Source organism: Dactylosporangium sp. NPDC006015 (assembly GCF_040614215.1).
In the GTDB taxonomy this organism is placed as follows: Bacteria; Actinomycetota; Actinomycetes; order Mycobacteriales; family Micromonosporaceae; genus Dactylosporangium; species Dactylosporangium maewongense.
Genome location: NZ_JBEXUD010000027.1, coordinates 99,974 through 115,549, shown reverse-complemented (window position 1 = coordinate 115,549; position 15,576 = coordinate 99,974). Strand labels below are relative to the sequence as shown.

The 15,576-nt window shown below is 71.5% G+C and carries 15 protein-coding genes; 11 read left to right on the top strand and 4 right to left on the bottom strand.

What is annotated here, in order from left to right; genetic code table 11:
- Window positions 1-23: 23 nt before the first annotated feature.
- Window positions 24-206 carry a hypothetical protein gene (locus ABZ321_RS36775; RefSeq protein WP_354900107.1) on the bottom strand — a complete coding sequence of 61 codons (183 nt, stop codon included), beginning with the start codon at window positions 204-206 and terminating at the stop codon, window positions 24-26.
- Window positions 207-483: 277 nt separating this feature from the next.
- Window positions 484-1,872 (bottom strand): cellulase family glycosylhydrolase, encoded by a 1,389-nt coding sequence (locus ABZ321_RS36770; protein WP_354900105.1) that lies wholly within the window; start codon window positions 1,870-1,872, stop codon window positions 484-486.
- Window positions 1,873-2,093: 221 nt separating this feature from the next.
- Between ABZ321_RS36770 and ABZ321_RS36765 the strand changes: the two genes are divergently transcribed.
- The gene (locus ABZ321_RS36765; protein WP_344512708.1) at window positions 2,094-2,771 is read left to right on the top strand and encodes a M23 family metallopeptidase; all 678 of its coding nucleotides are present in this window, start codon (window positions 2,094-2,096) and stop codon (window positions 2,769-2,771) included.
- 13 nt (window positions 2,772-2,784) lie between these two features.
- On the opposite strand, the gene ABZ321_RS36760 is transcribed toward ABZ321_RS36765, so the two are convergent.
- A complete protein-coding gene (locus tag ABZ321_RS36760; RefSeq protein WP_354900103.1) occupies window positions 2,785-3,780 on the bottom strand; it encodes an aldo/keto reductase in 996 nt (331 codons plus the stop codon).
- Between the two features lie 63 nt (window positions 3,781-3,843).
- On the opposite strand from ABZ321_RS36760, the gene ABZ321_RS36755 reads away from it, so the two are divergent.
- The 6 genes from ABZ321_RS36755 to ABZ321_RS36730 all read left to right on the top strand — a co-directional run bounded on the left by ABZ321_RS36755 (window position 3,844) and on the right by ABZ321_RS36730 (window position 11,610).
- Window positions 3,844-4,461, top strand: coding sequence for a TetR/AcrR family transcriptional regulator (locus ABZ321_RS36755; protein WP_344512711.1), 618 nt, complete (start codon window positions 3,844-3,846; stop codon window positions 4,459-4,461).
- A 114-nt stretch (window positions 4,462-4,575) separates the two neighbouring features.
- The gene (locus ABZ321_RS36750) at window positions 4,576-5,997 is read left to right on the top strand and encodes a pectinesterase family protein (RefSeq protein WP_354900101.1); all 1,422 of its coding nucleotides are present in this window, start codon (window positions 4,576-4,578) and stop codon (window positions 5,995-5,997) included.
- Between the two features lie 150 nt (window positions 5,998-6,147).
- Window positions 6,148-6,921 carry an SDR family NAD(P)-dependent oxidoreductase gene (locus ABZ321_RS36745; RefSeq protein WP_354900100.1) on the top strand — a complete coding sequence of 258 codons (774 nt, stop codon included), beginning with the start codon at window positions 6,148-6,150 and terminating at the stop codon, window positions 6,919-6,921.
- A 41-nt stretch (window positions 6,922-6,962) separates the two neighbouring features.
- Window positions 6,963-7,553, top strand: coding sequence for a GrpB family protein (locus ABZ321_RS36740; RefSeq protein ID WP_354900098.1), 591 nt, complete (start codon window positions 6,963-6,965; stop codon window positions 7,551-7,553).
- A gap of 116 nt (window positions 7,554-7,669) precedes the next feature.
- The gene (locus tag ABZ321_RS36735; protein WP_354900096.1) at window positions 7,670-9,286 is read left to right on the top strand and encodes a methyl-accepting chemotaxis protein; all 1,617 of its coding nucleotides are present in this window, start codon (window positions 7,670-7,672) and stop codon (window positions 9,284-9,286) included.
- 59 nt (window positions 9,287-9,345) lie between these two features.
- Window positions 9,346-11,610: an FdhF/YdeP family oxidoreductase gene (locus tag ABZ321_RS36730; protein ID WP_354900094.1), complete on the top strand. Its 2,265-nt coding sequence runs from the start codon at window positions 9,346-9,348 to the stop codon at window positions 11,608-11,610.
- Here the strand turns inward: ABZ321_RS36730 and ABZ321_RS36725 are convergent.
- Window positions 11,597-12,820: a pectate lyase gene (locus ABZ321_RS36725; protein ID WP_354900092.1), complete on the bottom strand. Its 1,224-nt coding sequence runs from the start codon at window positions 12,818-12,820 to the stop codon at window positions 11,597-11,599. The two genes, ABZ321_RS36730 and ABZ321_RS36725, sit on opposite strands and share 14 nt — an antisense overlap.
- A gap of 190 nt (window positions 12,821-13,010) precedes the next feature.
- Between ABZ321_RS36725 and ABZ321_RS36720 the strand changes: the two genes are divergently transcribed.
- From ABZ321_RS36720 to ABZ321_RS36705, 4 genes are read left to right on the top strand one after another with little or no spacing between them, the layout of a single operon-like run.
- Window positions 13,011-13,574, top strand: coding sequence for a DUF4240 domain-containing protein (locus tag ABZ321_RS36720; protein WP_354900090.1), 564 nt, complete (start codon window positions 13,011-13,013; stop codon window positions 13,572-13,574).
- A complete protein-coding gene (locus tag ABZ321_RS36715) occupies window positions 13,571-14,143 on the top strand; it encodes a DUF4240 domain-containing protein (protein WP_354900088.1) in 573 nt (190 codons plus the stop codon). Before ABZ321_RS36720 ends, ABZ321_RS36715 begins: the two co-directional genes overlap by 4 nt.
- A complete protein-coding gene (locus ABZ321_RS36710) occupies window positions 14,140-14,715 on the top strand; it encodes a DUF4240 domain-containing protein (protein ID WP_354900086.1) in 576 nt (191 codons plus the stop codon). The genes ABZ321_RS36715 and ABZ321_RS36710 overlap by 4 nt, the downstream gene beginning before the upstream one ends.
- Window positions 14,712-15,551, top strand: a complete 840-nt coding sequence (locus ABZ321_RS36705) for a YwqG family protein (protein ID WP_354900085.1) — start codon at window positions 14,712-14,714, stop codon at window positions 15,549-15,551. The genes ABZ321_RS36710 and ABZ321_RS36705 overlap by 4 nt, the downstream gene beginning before the upstream one ends.
- The last annotated feature ends 25 nt before the right edge of the window (window positions 15,552-15,576 follow it).

Genomic DNA, 15,576 nt, shown 5'->3' with positions numbered 1-15,576 from the left:
CGTGTTCCCGGTCACGCCGGCCCCTACGCGGGTTCGCGCACGCCACCGGGGTCGGCGCCGCCCTCGTCGTCGCCGGGCATCGGCTCCGCCGGGGCCTCCGGCAGCCAGCCGGGCCTCCCGGGCAGCAGCTCACCCGGGTCGTCGGGCACGGGCTCCCGAGGGTCGATCGGCGGGTACTCCTCGGGGTCAAGATCCGGATTCGCCATTCCGTCAGTATTGGGCACGGACGGCGCCTCCGCCCATCAAGCGCCGCGGGTGGTCACCCGGTCACGCGCCTGGCCGGCCGTGCTGTCCGGGGCCGGCCGTGGTGGCAGCAGGACGCAGAGCGCCGCGAGATCCTCCAGCGACTGATCAGAAACGGACACTCCCGGGCCGACATCGCCCGCGAGATGGGCGTCACCCGCCAGGCCGTCCAGAAGATGCTCAGCGCATGAGAACGCCGGCCGGACCAGGAAGGTCCGGCCGGCGGGTGAACGAAACAGGTCAGCTGGCCGTGCAGGTGAGCGGGGACGGGACGGCGTTCGTGCCGTTCCAGGTGCCGAGGAAGCCGAACGACGTGCTCGCGCCGGCGCCGACGGAGCCGTTGTAGCTGACGTTGCGGGCGGTCACGGCCGCGCCGGAGCTGGTGATCGTCGCGCTCCAGCCGTTCGTGACGGTCTGGCCGTTGGCGTACGACCAGCCGACCGTCCATCCGGAGATCGCCGAGCCGCCGGCGGTGACACGGACCTCGGCCTGGAACCCGCCGGGCCACTGGCCGACGATCGCGTAGCTGGCGGTGCAGGTCTTGCCACCGGGCGGCGGCGGCGAGGACGACGGGCTGCGCGACGCCGACGGCGACGCGGACGGGCTGCGCGACCCCGACGGGGAGACCGACGCGGACGGTGACGTGGTCTGTCCACTGTAGATAGACGCCTCGCGGGAGGTCGCCTTCAGGCCGTTGGCGCCGTTGACGATCCGGTCGCCGAACGTGGTCAGCTGCGCCGGGTTGAAGTTGACCGTCATGTCGAGGATCGGGTCGCTGTTGCCGCTCCACGACCAGGCGATCCAGCCCAGCCCGCGGGCCTGCGCCTCGGACAGGATCGTCTCGTGGTCGACCTCGCCGGAGTTGAACTTCCAGCCGAACTCGCCGACGACGAGCGGCCAGCCCTTGTTCTTGAACGCGTCGAAGTAGGCGACGATCGTGGCGGCGTTGGCGTACACGGCGTACATGTGGATCGACAGCACCGTGTTGTGCTTGGTGTCCGCGTCCAGCACGGTCTGACCCGTGTCACGCATGACGTTCTGCCAGTCCTGGCCCCAGTTCGGGGCGTCGACCATGATGAGGTGCTCGAAGCCGTTGCTGCGCAGCTTCTGGATCGCGGCGGCGGTGGCGGCGGTCCACTGCGCGGGGTTGGTGTTGCCGATCGGCTCGTTGCCGATGTTGATGACGACGTAGTTCTCCTGGCCGACCAGGTTCGCCTTCTGGCTGATCCAGTAGTTGGCGGCCTCGTCCAGCGACGCGGCCGCGCCCTCCTCGCCGTAGCCGGTGGTGTCGTGGACCTCGAGGACGCAGATCAGCTTGTTCTGCTTGCACAGGCTGATGACGGCGGGCACGTCGTTGGAGGGGCCCCAGCGCTTGCCGGTGCCCAGCACCACCCGGATCGTGTTGGCGCCGGCGGCCTTGATGGCCGCGAACGAGGACGTCTGGCCGGTGTACCACACGTGCGGGTGGTTGACCCCGCGCATGATCAGGTTCTGGCCGTTGGCCTCCACGATGTTGCGGCCGCTGATGTGCAGGCCGACCGCGGCGGACGCGGGCTGCATGAACATCACCACCGACGCGGTGACGGCGAGCAGCAGCGCGCCGCCGAGAACGCTGAGTCTTCTCCTCATGGCCTACCTCGAGACATCGATGGGAGCTGGGCGGGCCGGACACTAGGTTCGGCCGTCGACGGCTGTCAACGCGCACGAGCCCCGCGGCGGCCTTCGCGGCGGCGGTGTTTGCGCTGGTACGGACGCGGACGGCGCGGTCACGCCCGGGTGGGACAAACCGTGTACGTTTCACGCGTTGTCCCGGGACACCCCGTTGCGGCGAACGGGTAGATTGGGTGCCGGTGAGCGCGCGGGGGATCTATCGGCTGACGGTGCTGGGCGTCATCGTCGCCTGCGTGATCGTGTCCTGGGTGACGCTGGCGCGGCGCGCCGAGGGGCACCCGCAGAAGCCGGGCCCGCGGCCCGCGTTTCAGCTGCCGTTCCCATGCGGGGAGTCGTGGAGCCTGACCACGTATGCGGGCCACGACGACTACGACATCGACTTCTTCTACAACGGCGGCCCCAGCGGCGGCCGGGCGGTCCTCGCCTCGGCCGACGGCACCGTCGCCTGGGCCGGCTGGCAGGCGACCCTCGAGGGCGGCGCGCCGGCCGCGCCCGGCACCGTCGGCACCCGCGGCGGCCTCGGCTTCGGCGTGATCATCAACCACGGCGGCGGCTGGTTCACCTCGTACGGTCACCTGCAGACCTGGCCGGAGGTGAAGCAGGGCCAGGTGGTGCCGCGGGGCCGGCTGCTCGGCCACGTCGGCAAGACCGGCTCCACCAGCATCGAGCACCTGCACTACGAGCAGCACGACGACACCCGGGACCCCCGCCATACCCGCGGCAACGCCGACAAGGTCGAGTCCGTCTTCGACGGCGTTCCCTCGGGCATCACCAGCGACGGCAGCGCCGGCACCGGGCCCCTCCGCACGGCCGGCCCGGTCTCCCCGCCCCAGAACCGGACCAGCCGCAACTGCTGACGTGCGCGGTGGGTCAGACGGCGGCGGCGCCGAGCACCCACGAGCGGGTCTGGTCGATGAAGTCGGCCGGGAAGCCGGGGGTGAACCCGGTCGCCGCCTCCAGGCGCGTGACCAGCTCGGGCGGCAGCGTGGCCTCGGTGCAGCCCAGGTTGTCGCGCAGCTGCTCGACGGTCCGGGCGCCGACGATGGGCAGCACGCCGTCGCGCCGGCGGGTCCAGGCGAGGGCCACCTGTGCCGGCGTGACGCCCAGCTCGCCGGCGACCGCTCCGACGGCCTGGGCGACGCCGAGGTCGCGGTCGCTGATCGCGTCCCGGCTCAGGCGGCTCCTGGTGGCGGGTGCGCCGGCGTTGTACTTGCCGGACAGCACGCCGCCGCCGAGCGGGCTCCAGGCGGTCACGGTGAGGCCGTAGGCGTCGGCCATCGGCAGGAGCTCCCGCTCGGCGTCGCGGTTGACCAGGCTGTACGGGACCTGCAGGCCGGCGAACGGGGTCCAGCCGCGCCACTCGGCCAGGGTGTTCGCCCGGGACACCACCCAGGCGGGGGTGTCCGACACGCCGACATAGAGCACCTTGCCGGCGGTGACCGCGTCGTCGAGCGCCCGCATGGTCTCCTCGATCGGCGTGTGCCGGTCCCAGATGTGCACCCAGTAGACGTCGACGTGGTCGGTGCGCAGGCGGCGCAGGCTGGTCTCCAGCGACAGCCTGAGGTTCTTGCGATGGTTGCCGCCGCCGTTGGGGTCGGTCGCGTCGCGCGTGACGGTGTACTTCGTCGCCACCACGAACCTGTCGCGCCGCCCGGCGAGCAGCTCGCCCAGGATCTCCTCGCTGGCACCGCCCCGGTAGTTGACGGCGGTGTCGACGGTGTTGCCGCCGGCGTCGGCGTAGGCGTCCAGGATGCGCCGGCACTCCTCGACCGGTGCGCCGACCCCACCCTGCTCGCCGAATGTCATCGCGCCGAGGACCAGCTCGGACACCCGCAGGCCGGTCCGCCCGAAAGTCGTGTACCCCATGCGGTGACCATACATAGTGTCTGGTCATGCTGTCCAGACATGACATGCGGTATGCTGCCGCACGTGGCAGCACGACGTGACGGACCCCAGCAGAGCGGCGCCGAGCTGCGCGAACGCATCCTCGACGGGCTGCACGGACTGCTGCGGGAGCGCACCTTCGACACGCTCAGCGTGGCCGAGATCATCACCGCCGCGGGGGTCTCCCGGGCGAGCTTCTACTTCTACTTCGCCGGCAAGCAGGCCGTGCTGGCCGAGCTGGTGCGCCGGGCGGTCGGCGCCGGCCACGAGGCGGCGCGGCCGTGGTCGGAGGCGGCGGCGGGCCCGCGCGAGACCCTGCGCGCCGGCGTCGACGCCGGCGCCGGGCTGTGGCTCGCCAACGCCGCCGTCCTGCGCGCGATCGTGGAGAGCTGGGCGTCCGACCCGCAGCTGCGCGAGCTGTGGCTGGAGCAGATGGCGTCGTACACCGACGTCGCGGCCACCCGGATCGAGGCCGACGTCCGGTCCGACCCCGCCGTCGCGGCCCGGCTGGAGGGCATCGACGTGCGCGCGCTCGCCGCCTCGCTGACCTGGACCGGCGAGCGGCTGTACTACCTGGCGGCATGCGGCGTGCCGCCGTTCGACGACCGGACGGTCCTGGTCGACACGCTGACCCACCTGTGGGTGTCCGCGCTGTACGAGTAGCGGGCCTTCCTTCCCGATTCCTGTTATGCCCGGCCCTGCCTTCGCATCTACCTGGGTGCCCGCCGGACCGCCCCGGCGGTTCGTAGCTCAGCGTGACCGGAAGGGACCTGGTTCATGTCCAGATCGAGTTGGTCGAGGCGACATCTGCTCTACGCCGCGCTCGCCGTCGTCGTGCCCGCCGTGGTGACCGGGGTGTCGACGCTGCCGTCCGACGCGGCGACCCTGCCACCCACGGGCGGCACCTATCAGCTGGCGGTCAGGAAGAGCGGCATGTGCGTCGACGTGCCGTCGGCGTCGACGGCGAACGGCGCGCTGCTGCAGCAGTGGGGCTGCACGAGCGGCGCGGCCTGGCAGCAGTTCAGGCTCACCGCCGCGGGCTCGGACTACCAGCTGGTGAACGTGAGCAGCGGCAAGTGCGTCGACGTGCCGGGCTGGTCGACGGCCTCGGGTGTGCAGCTGCAGCAGTACACGTGCGTGGCGAGCCAGGCCAACCAGCAGTGGCGGCTGGTCGCGTCCGGCACCGGCACCTTCCAGATCATCAACGTGAACAGCGGCCTGTGCGTGAGCGACAAGGACGCCAGCACCGCGTCGGGCGCCGCGGTGATCCAGGAGACGTGCACCGCCAACAGCAACAAGCAGTGGGCCTTCAACGCCGTCGGCGGCACCGGCCCCGCCACCGTCGCCAAGGACGGGACCGGGCAGTACACGACCGTGCAGGCGGCGGTCGACGCGGTGCCGGCGAACAACACCACCCGCCGGGTCATCACCATCAAGGCCGGCACCTACCGCGAGATCGTCACGATCCCGTCGAACAAGCCCTTCGTCACCCTGCAGGGGCTGGGTTCGTCGGCGTCGGCGACGGTCATCGTCAACAACCACAGCAGCGCCGGCGGCTACGGTACGAGCGGCAGCGCCACCGTCTTCGTCAACGGCCACGACTTCGTCGCGACGAACCTGACCATGTCCAACGACTACGGCGAAGGCAGCCAGGCGGTCGCGGCGAACGTCAACGCCGACCGGTCGGTGTTCGACAACGTGCGGTTCCTCGGCAACCAGGACACGCTGCTGGTCAACAACTCCCGCCAGTACTACGTGAACTCCTACGTCGAGGGCACCGTCGACTTCATCTTCGGCGGCGCGACCGCGGTGTTCAACGCGAGCACCATCCACGAGAAGCGCAGCAGCGGCGGGCCGATCACCGCGGCGAACACCGACGCCGCCAAGACCTACGGCATCCTCATCTACAGGTGCACCATCACCGGCGCCGCGAACAACGTGACGCAGCTCGGCCGGCCGTGGGGCCCGGCCGCGCAGGTGCTCTACCGCGAGTCGAACCTCAGCGCGACGATGAAGACCGCGCAGCCGTGGACCGACATGTCCGGCAACTCGTGGAAGAACGCGCGGTTCCTGGAGTACCGCAACACCGGTGCCGGCGCCGGCACGAACAGCAACCGCCCGCAGCTGAGCGACTCGGCCGCGGCGAACTACACCCCGCAGAAGTACCTGGCCGGCACCGACGGCTGGAACCCAGTCTGAACCCGGTCCAGGAAACCACCGGCGACAGCCCACGGGCACCCGCTCGCCCCGGTGCGTTCGCGACGCGGCGCACCGGGTCAAGTCGGCTGCAATTGCGCTGCAATCGGGGCGCTCCATCATGGTGCGGCACACGATGGAAGGGACTCAACTTTGCGCACCATTCTTGTCACCGGATCGGCCGACGGCATCGGCCTGCACACCGCGACCCAGCTCGTCGACGGCGGGCACCGAGTGATCCTGCACGCCCGCAACGAGGAGCGCGCCGCCGCCGCGAAGGCCGCGCTGCCCGGCGCGGCCGCGGTCGTCGTCGGCGACCTGCGCTCGCTCGACGACACCCGGGCCCTGGCCGCGTCGCTGTCGGGGTACGGTCACCTCGACGCCGTCGTGCACAACGCCGGGATCGCCCGGCTGGAGAGCAGCGAGCGGGAGGTCACCGGCGACGGCCTGGAGTCGATGTTCCAGGTGAACGTGCTCGCCCCGTACCTGCTGACGGCGCTGCTGCCGCGGCCGGAGCGGCTGGTGTTCGTGTCGTCGGCGATGGCCGCGGACGGTGTCGTCGACCTGGCCGACCTGCAGTACGACCGGCGCCCCTGGGACGGGTTCGTGGCCTACTCCACGTCCAAGCTGCTCGACCTGATGCTGGCCGTCGCGATCGCCCGGCGCTGGCCGGCGACGCTCAGCAACGCCCTCGACCCGGGCTGGGTGCGCACCAAGATGGGCGGCGACAGCGCCCCGACGGACCCCGCGGACGCCGCGCGGGCGCAGGTGCGGCTCGCCGTCGGCACCGACCCGGAGGTGCTGGTCACCGGCCGGTACGTCAGCGACCGCGACTGGCGGCCGGGCGACGCCCACCTCGACGCGGCGCTGCTGGAGGCGCTGCTCGAGCACCTCGCCGACCTCAGCGGGGCACCGCTGCCGGCGTAGGTGTCGTATCCTGGCCGACTTTGCTGTTACAGGAGGTAATGATGGCCAGGTATCCGAAGAGCATCACCGAGCGGTTTCACGGCACGCCGGAGCAGCTGGCGGCGGGGTTGGTCGGCGACCCGCCCCGCCGCTGGTCCGCCGTTGTCGTCGACGACTACGACCCGTCGTGGCCGCTGCGGTACGAGACGACCCGCGCCGCCCTGACCGGGGCGCTCGGCGACCTCGTGCTGGCCGTCGAGCACGTCGGCTCCACGGCCGTCCCCGGCCTGCCCGCGAAGCCGGTCATCGACGTGGACCTCACCGTGCCCGACAGCGACGACGAGTCGTCGTTCGTGCCCGTCCTGGCCCCGCTCGGCTACCGGCTCGTGCTGCGCGAGCCGTGGTGGCACGGGCACCGCATGCTGGTCAGCGCGGCCGACGACGTGCACCTGCACGTGTGGCCGCCGGGCGCCCCGGAGCCGATCCGTCACCTGCTCTTCCGCGACTGGCTGCGCGAGCACCCCTCGGACCGGGACCTGTACGCCGGCACGAAGCGGCGCCTGGCCGGCGAGACCGTGGCCCGGCCCGGCGACTACAGCCTGGCGAAGAACGACGTCATCGACGCCATCTACGCCCGGATCTTCGCCGCCTGACGGCTCCTGACGGCTCCTGACGGCTTTGCGCGCCGCGGGATTTCTCAGGAGCGGGACGGTTGCGCCGATCGGTGGGGTGCGAGCTTCGCGAGAACGGTCGGCGAGGGGTGGCAGACATGGACGCGCTGCGGCGGACGCGGGTGGTCACGCGGCTGGTGATCGGCTTTCTCGTCATCGCGCTGTGCGTGGTGGCCATCTGGATCGCGGCGGTCTCGGCCTCCCACGGCACCCGCGACACGGCCGGGCACCTGTCCGCCGCCCAGGCCCAGCTCGACGCGGCCGAGCAGCTGAAGTTCCGCATCACCGACATCTCCGGCTGGCAGGTCGGCTACGCGTTCGACGTCGAGCGCGGCGAGCCCGGCAGCACCGACGACACGGCCGACACGCGGGCGGCGTTCCTGCAGGCGATGCGGGACTTCAGCACCGAGCTGGGCACGATGGCGAGCCTGCCGCTGCCGGCCGCCGACCAGGCCGCCGTGCGGGCGATCCGCCAGGCGTTCGACGACTTCAAGGCACTCGACGACCGGGTCATCGCGGCGTACCGGGCGGGGACCCCGGCACAGGTCAAAGCGGCCAACGACCTCGTCGTCGGCGAGGGCCTGGAGGTGTACGCCCGCATCAGCGGCCCGGTCGACGAGCTGCTCGCCGGCGCCAAGCAGCGGTCGGCCGCCGCCGACAAGGCCGCCCGGTCGACGGCGAGCAGCACCGGCAGGCTGGCCAACGTCGTGGGCAGCGTCGCGCTCGTGCTGGCGGTCGCCATGGCGCTGGCGCTGTCGGTCTCGATCCTGCGGCCGCTGCGGGCCCTGCACGAGCGCCTGTCGGACATCGCCGAGGGTGAGGGCGACCTGACCCACCGGCTGGCGGTCAGCGGCAACGACGAGTTCACCACCGTGAGCCGCGAGTTCAACACGTTCGTCGAGAAGATCGCCGCGACGGTACGGGCGATCAGCGGGTCGGCGTCCACGGTCGCGGTCGCCAGCGAGCGGCTCAGCGACACCTCGACCCGGATCATGACCAGCGCCCAGCAGACGTCGACCCGGTCAGGGCTGATCGTGGCGTCGGCCGACGAGGTGTCCGACAACGTCCGCACCGTGGCGACCGGCGCGGAGCACATGAGCGCCTCGATCCAGGAGATCGCCGGCACCGCCGCCGACGCGGCCCGCATCGGCGGGCAGACCACCGAGCTGACCCAGTCGGCGCACGACCTGATCGGCCGGCTGAGCGGGTCGAGCCAGCAGATCGGCAACGTCGTCACGGTCATCAACGACATCGCGGCGCAGACCAACCTGCTGGCGCTCAACGCGACCATCGAGGCGGCCCGGGCCGGCGAGGCCGGCAAGGGCTTCGCCGTCGTGGCCACCGAGGTGAAGGACCTCGCCCAGGAGACCGGCCGGGCGACCAGCGACATCGCGTCGAAGGTGCAGAGCATCCAGGCCGACACGATGGCCGCGACCGAGGCGATCACCCAGATCGTCGAGATCACCGGGCGGCTCGGCGACTACCAGAACACCATCGCGGCGGCCGTCGAGCAGCAGAACGCCACCACGACCGAGATCGGCCGCAACATCTCCCGGGCCGCGGCCGGCTCGGCCGACATCGCCGCGAACATCGCCACCATCTCCGACGCGGCCCGCATCACCACCAGCGGGGTCGAGGAGACCCGCACCGCCGCGGAGGAGCTGTCGGCGATGAGCCGCGAGCTGCACGCCCTGGTCGGCCAGTTCCGCGTCTGACAGCGGCGCCGGGGACGGGCTACGCTCGGTGGGTCTCATCTACCGCTGGAGCCGCCGCGATGCCGATCGACGAAGCCGAGGAACGGCTGCGGGTCGGGCCGCCCGCCGACCACGCGGCAGGGCTGCCCGCGGTGCGGCTCAGCGTCACCAACGCGGTGCGGCGGATGGGGATCGTCAAGGCGACCCGCAACCTGCTCGCGCTCAACCAGGTCGACGGCGTCGACTGCATGAGCTGTGCGTGGCCCGACCCCCAGGGCAAGCGGCACACCGCCGAGTTCTGCGAGAACGGGGCGAAGGCCATCTCGTGGGAGGGCGTGCGGGAGACCGTCGAGCCCGCGTTCTTCGCCGCGCACTCCCTGGAGGACCTCGCCGGGCGCACCGACCACTGGCTGGAGGCGCAGGGCCGGCTCACCCACCCGATGGTCCGCCGCGACGGCGGCACCCACTACGAGCCGATCTCCTGGGACGAGGCGTTCGCGCTCGTCGCCACCCACCTCAACGCCCTGGACGGCCCCGACGAGGCGGTGTTCTACACGTCCGGCCGGGCCAGCAACGAGGCGGCGTTCCTCTACCAGCTCTTCGCCCGCGCGTATGGCACCAACAACCTGCCCGACTGCTCCAACATGTGCCACGAGTCGACGTCGGCGGGGCTGGCCGCCACGATCGGCATCGGCAAGGGCTCGGTGTCGCTGCAGGACCTGCACGAGGCCGAGCTCATCGTCGTGTCGGGGCAGAACCCCGGCACCAACCACCCGCGAATGCTCACCGCGCTGGAGACCGCCAAGCGCAACGGCGCGAGGATCCTGGCGATCAACCCGCTGCCGGAGGCGGGGCTGCTGCGCTTCGACAACCCGCAGAAGGCGCGCGGGCTCGCCGGCCGTGGCACCGGGCTCGCCGACGAGCTGCTGCAGATCCGCTCCAACGGCGACCTGGCGCTGTGGCAGGCCATCGGCCACCTGCTCCTGCAGGCGCCCGGAGCGGTCGACCGTGACTTCGTCGACCGGTACACCACCGGCTTCGACGAATGGGAGCGCCACGCGCGCGCCGTGGACCGCGCCGCGGTGCTCGCCGCGACCGGCCTGACCTGGTCGCAGATCGAGACCGCCGCGGCGATGCTGGCCGCCTCCAAGCGCACCGTGCACTGCTGGGCGATGGGCATCACCCAGCACCACAACGCGGTCGCCACCATCAAGGAGTTCGTCAACGTCGCGCTGCTGCAGGGCAACATCGGCAAGCCGGGTGCCGGACTGTGCCCGGTGCGCGGCCACTCCAACGTGCAGGGCGACCGCACGATGGGCATCTGGGAGAAGCCGCCCGCCTGGTTCCTCGACGCGCTCGGCGCCGAGTTCGGCTTCGCGCCGCCGCGCCTTCCCGGTCACGACGCCGTCGACGCCGTGAAGGCGTTCCGGGACCGGCGGGCCAAGGTGTTCGTCGCGCTCGGCGGCAACTTCGTCGCCGCCATGTCCGACACCGACGTCACCACCGCCGCCATGCGGGATGCGACGCTCACCGTGCAGGTGTCCACGAAGCTCAACCGCAGCCACGTCGCCGCCGGCCGCACGGCGCTGATCCTGCCGACGCTCGGCCGCTCCGAGCAGGACATGACCGGCGGGAAGGTGCAGCGGGTCACCGTCGAGGACTCGATGTCGGAGGTGCACGCGTCGCGGGGCCGCTCCGCGCCGGCGGGCCCGCTGCTGCGCTCGGAGGTCGACATCGTGTGCGGTCTCGCGACGGCCGTTCTGGGGGACCGGCACGGCATCCCGTGGGCGTCGTTCACCGTCGACTACGACCGGATCCGCGACCGCATCTCCCGCGTGGTGCCCGGCTGCGCCGACTACAACGCCCGTATCTCCGACGGCGGCTTCACGATGCCGCACGGGCCGCGGGACTCCCGCACGTTCCCGACCCCGGAGGGCAAGGCCGTGTTCACGGTCAGCCCGCTGGTCGTCCTGGAGGTGCCGCCGGGGCGGCTGGTGCTGCAGACGATCCGCAGCCACGACCAGTTCAACACGACCATCTACGGCCTGGACGACCGGTACCGTGGCATCCGCTCCGGGCGGCGGGTCGTGTTCATCAACGCGCTCGACCTCGCCGAGCTCGGCTTCGCCGACGGGGACGTGGTCGACCTCGTGTCGGAGTTCTCCGACGGCGTCGAGCGTCGCGCCGAGCGGTTCCGGCTCGTCGCCTACGACACGCCGAAGGGCTGCGTCGCCGCGTACTACCCGGAGACCAACCCGCTGGTGCCGCTGGACTCGCAGGCTGCGGTCAGCGGCACCCCCACGTCGAAGTGGGTCGTCGTGCGGTTGGAGGCTAGCGGTACGTGATGTCGCTCGCGCTGTAGAAGCAGTTGACGCCGTCCGCGCCGGAGCCGACGTGGGTCGGTTCGCTGCCCTTCGGGGCGCCCTTGTACTTGTCGCAGATGGTCGCCGAGCCGTAGACGGTGATCCGGGTGAACCGGGCCGTGTCGCCCCAGTTGATGTTGATCCCGGCGATCACCTTCGTGGACTTCGCGATGATGTTGTCCACCACGACGTTGCGCTGGTAGGAGTTCGTGCAGTTGCCGCAGGCGCGGTACAGCTTGCCGGCGTTCTCGATGTAGAAGCCGGAGATGTTGACCGTGCCGTTGCCGTTGTGCTGGAACACCTTGTCGCTGGCCGACTTCGCGCCGCCGCCGATCACGTAGCTGGTGCCGCCGCCGGTGCCGAGGAACGTCGCGGCGTCCTCGCCCACGTCCTCCCACCACACGTTCTGGATCGTGCACGTGCCGAGGCAGTGGATGCCGTCACCGGCCGGCGCGCCGATGATCACGTTCTTGATGGTCGCGCCGTTGGCCAGCTCGAACATCGGGTCCTGGCTCTCGCTCTGCCCGCCGTCACCGATGCAGCAGTACCGCTTCATCCCACCGTCGAGCGTGCCCGACACCTTGATCGTGCCGCTGACGCTCGCGTCGCCCGACTTCGTCGGCCAGCTCGTGCTGGGGTTGGTATTTGTGGGCGTGGTCGTGCCCGCCACCACCAGGCGCCACTGCTGGTTGGCGCCGTTGAGGTCGGTGAACTGGGAGATCCTCGCGCCGTTGGCGGTCGACCACTCCCAGACCTCGAGGGCCTTGCCGCTGTGCCGGTTGATGAGCTGGATGTTGTCGCCGATGTTCTGCACGGAGAACTGCTGGTTGTTGCCGCTGCTGACCGGCCACTGGCGGTACTCCGCGCCGTCGGCGGTGTTCCACTCCCACAGGTCGACGGCCTTGCCGCTGTGCCGGGCGATGATCCGCCACCAGCCGGTGCCGGCCGACTCGAACCGGAACTGCTGGCACTGGCAGCCGTTGCTGCTGTACTGGGTGACCGTGGCGCCGTCCGCGGTCGACGCGCCCGTGACCTCCATGACCTTGCCGCTGTTGACGTTCACCAGGTTGTACCAGGTGCCTTGCACGATCGTCGCCGCGTCCGCGGACCGCACGGCGACGGTCGTCACCGCCGCCACCACGGTCAGCACGACCGCACTGAGCAGCCAGCGTCTGTGTCTCTGCCTTGCCACGTCGGGGAACCTCCGATCGATGCCTTCGTTCGCGTCGCGAGGAAAGCGCTTTCCTCGGTGGCGGACCGTATCGGCGCCGTTCGTACTTGTCAACGTCGATGTGAGCGCTCACTTCGACCGTCCCTTGTCAACGGCGGCGCCGTGAAAGGAGGCTGTGAAAACTGTCGTACCCCGCGGGCATGATGTGCGCATGAGCGGTGGGGTGGGGATTCGGGACGTGTGGCAGCTTGTCGACGAGGCGCGGGCGGACCTGGGCGGGGCGCCGTCCGCCGACGACGTCGCGGCGGCGATGGTGCGGCTGCTCAGTTCCCGTCCGGCGGCCGGCATCGCCGCGTTCGACCGGCCCTTCGACGAGCTGATGGCGGTGTCCTACCGGGCGGACCTGTGGGCCGCCGCGTACATCATCAACGGCGGCGCGTCCGGTGACGGGTTCGACTATTTCCGCGGCTGGCTCGTGGCACAGGGCAGGGACTGGTTCGAGTGCGCCCTCGCCCACCCCGACAGCCTGGCCGCCCATCCCGCGGTGGCCGCGGCCGCGGACGGGGGTGGAGACCTCGACGGCGAGCCGGTCCTGTATGTCGTGATGGACGCCTATCGCGACGTCACCGGCGAGGAAGAGGTGCCGCCCTATCCCGACACGGTCTGGATCCCCGACCTCGACCCTGACTGGAATTTCGACTACGGCGACAGGGCCGAGATGCGCCGGCGCCTCCCGGCGCTCGTGGCGCTCTTCGACGGGGAGGACGAGCAGTGAGGGTTGCCGAGGCGCGGCCGCCGGGCGCGGAGGACGTGTGGCGCCTGATCTCCGCGGCGCGGGGGGACCTGGGCGGGTCGCCGTCCGCCGAGGACGTGGCGGCGGCGGTGGTGCGCTTGCTGCGCAGCCGGCCGCCCACCGACATCGCCGCGTTCGACTGGCCCTTCGAGGAGCTGCTGGCGGTGTCCTACCGGGCGGATCTGTGGGCCGCCGCGTGCATCATCAACGGCGGCGCGTCCGATGACGTCTTCGACTATTTCCGCGGCTGGCTCGTGGCGCAGGGCAGGGAACGGTTCGAGCGCGCGCTCGCCGACCCCGACAGCCTGGCCACCCATCCCGAGGTGATCGCGGCGGTGGCCGGGGTCGGTGACCTGTATGGCGAGGATGTCCTGTGTGTCGTGATGGACGCCTATCGCGCCGTCACGGGCGAGGACGTGCCCCGGACTTCCGACCCGGTGCGGATTCCGGACCTCGACCCGGACTGGAATTTCGACTACAACGACGAGGCCGAGATGCGGCGCCGCCTGCCGCGGCTCATGGCGCTCCACGACGGCGAGGAGGAGCGGTGAGCCGGACCGAGGCGTCACCGCCGGGCGTGGAGGACGTGTGGCGGCTGGTCGACGAGGCGAGGGCGGGCCTGGGCGGGTCTCCGTCCGCCGACGACGTCGCGGCGGCGATGGTGCGGCTGCTCGGCGCGCGTCCGCCGGTCGTGATCGCGGCGTTCGACCGGCCGTTCGACGAGTTGGTGGCGGTGTCCTACCGGGCCGGCCTGTGGGCCGCCGCCTACGTCATCAACGGCGGCGCGTCCGACGACGGGTTCGAGTATTTCCGGGGATGGCTGATCACGCAGGGCAGGGAGACGTTCGAGCGGGCGCTCGCCGACCCCGACAGCCTCGCGACACATCCTGCGGTCGTCGCGGCGGCCGCCGAGTGCGACGACCTCGAGTGCGAGGACGTGTTGGCTGTCGTCTGGCAGGCGTACCGGGACCGGACCGGCGGCGACGACCTCCCCGCCCCTGACTTCACCATCCGCCGCCCCGACCTCGACCCGGACTGGGAGTTCGACTTCGACGACGAGGCCGAGATGCGACGCCGCCTGCCGCGGCTCATGGCGCTGTACGACGAGGAAGAGGACACGTGAGCGAGCTTCGGGAAGAGGTCGGCGGGGACGAAGCGCTCTGGAGTGTTCTCGCGCCGCACGTGCTGCCGTCGGTCCGGATGACCGGCGGCGGGGCGTGCGCGCCGGATTCGCGGGGCACGCGGCTCGGCGGGGACGCGCTCGCCGGGGACGGGTTCGTCTGGCCGCGGACCGATGGCGGCAGAGCGCTGACGGTGATCGCCCAGCTGGACTGCGACGAGATCAACGCGACGCTCGGCGGCGGTGGCGGCCCGGCCGTGCTGCCGGGCGGGGCGCTGCTGACGTTCTTCTACGACGCCGTCGAGATGGAGGGCTGGGGCTATGACCCCGGCCACCGGCAGCACTGGCGGGTGGTCGTGTCCGACGCCGCGACGGCGCGGCCGGTGGTGGCGCCGGAGGGGACGGAAGCGTTCGGCGCTGTGGCGTGCGTGCCCCGGCGGGTGCTGACGATCCCCGACAGGTGGGAGCCGGCCGTGGAGCGGCTGCGCGAGCACGGTCGCGGCGCGGTGAGCCGGTTGTATGACCGCGTCGGGGCGAAGGACGAGGCGCCCAGACACCGGGTGTTCGGCTGGCCCGAGCCGGTGCAGGGCCCGATGCAGCTGGAGTGTCAGCTCGCCGCCAACGGCATCTCCGTCGGCGGGCCCGAGGGCTATGGCGACCCGCGCGTGGAGCGGCTCCGCGAAGGCGTCGCCGACTGGGTGCTGCTCCTGCAGGTCGACTCCGACGACGTCGCCGGCTGGATGTGGGGTGACGTCGGCACGTTGTACTACTGGATTCGCTCCCAGGACCTCGCCGCCGGCGACTTCACCCGCATCTGGGGGATCGGCCAGTACTGCTGAGCCGCCCCTCGTGTCCCGATCCAGC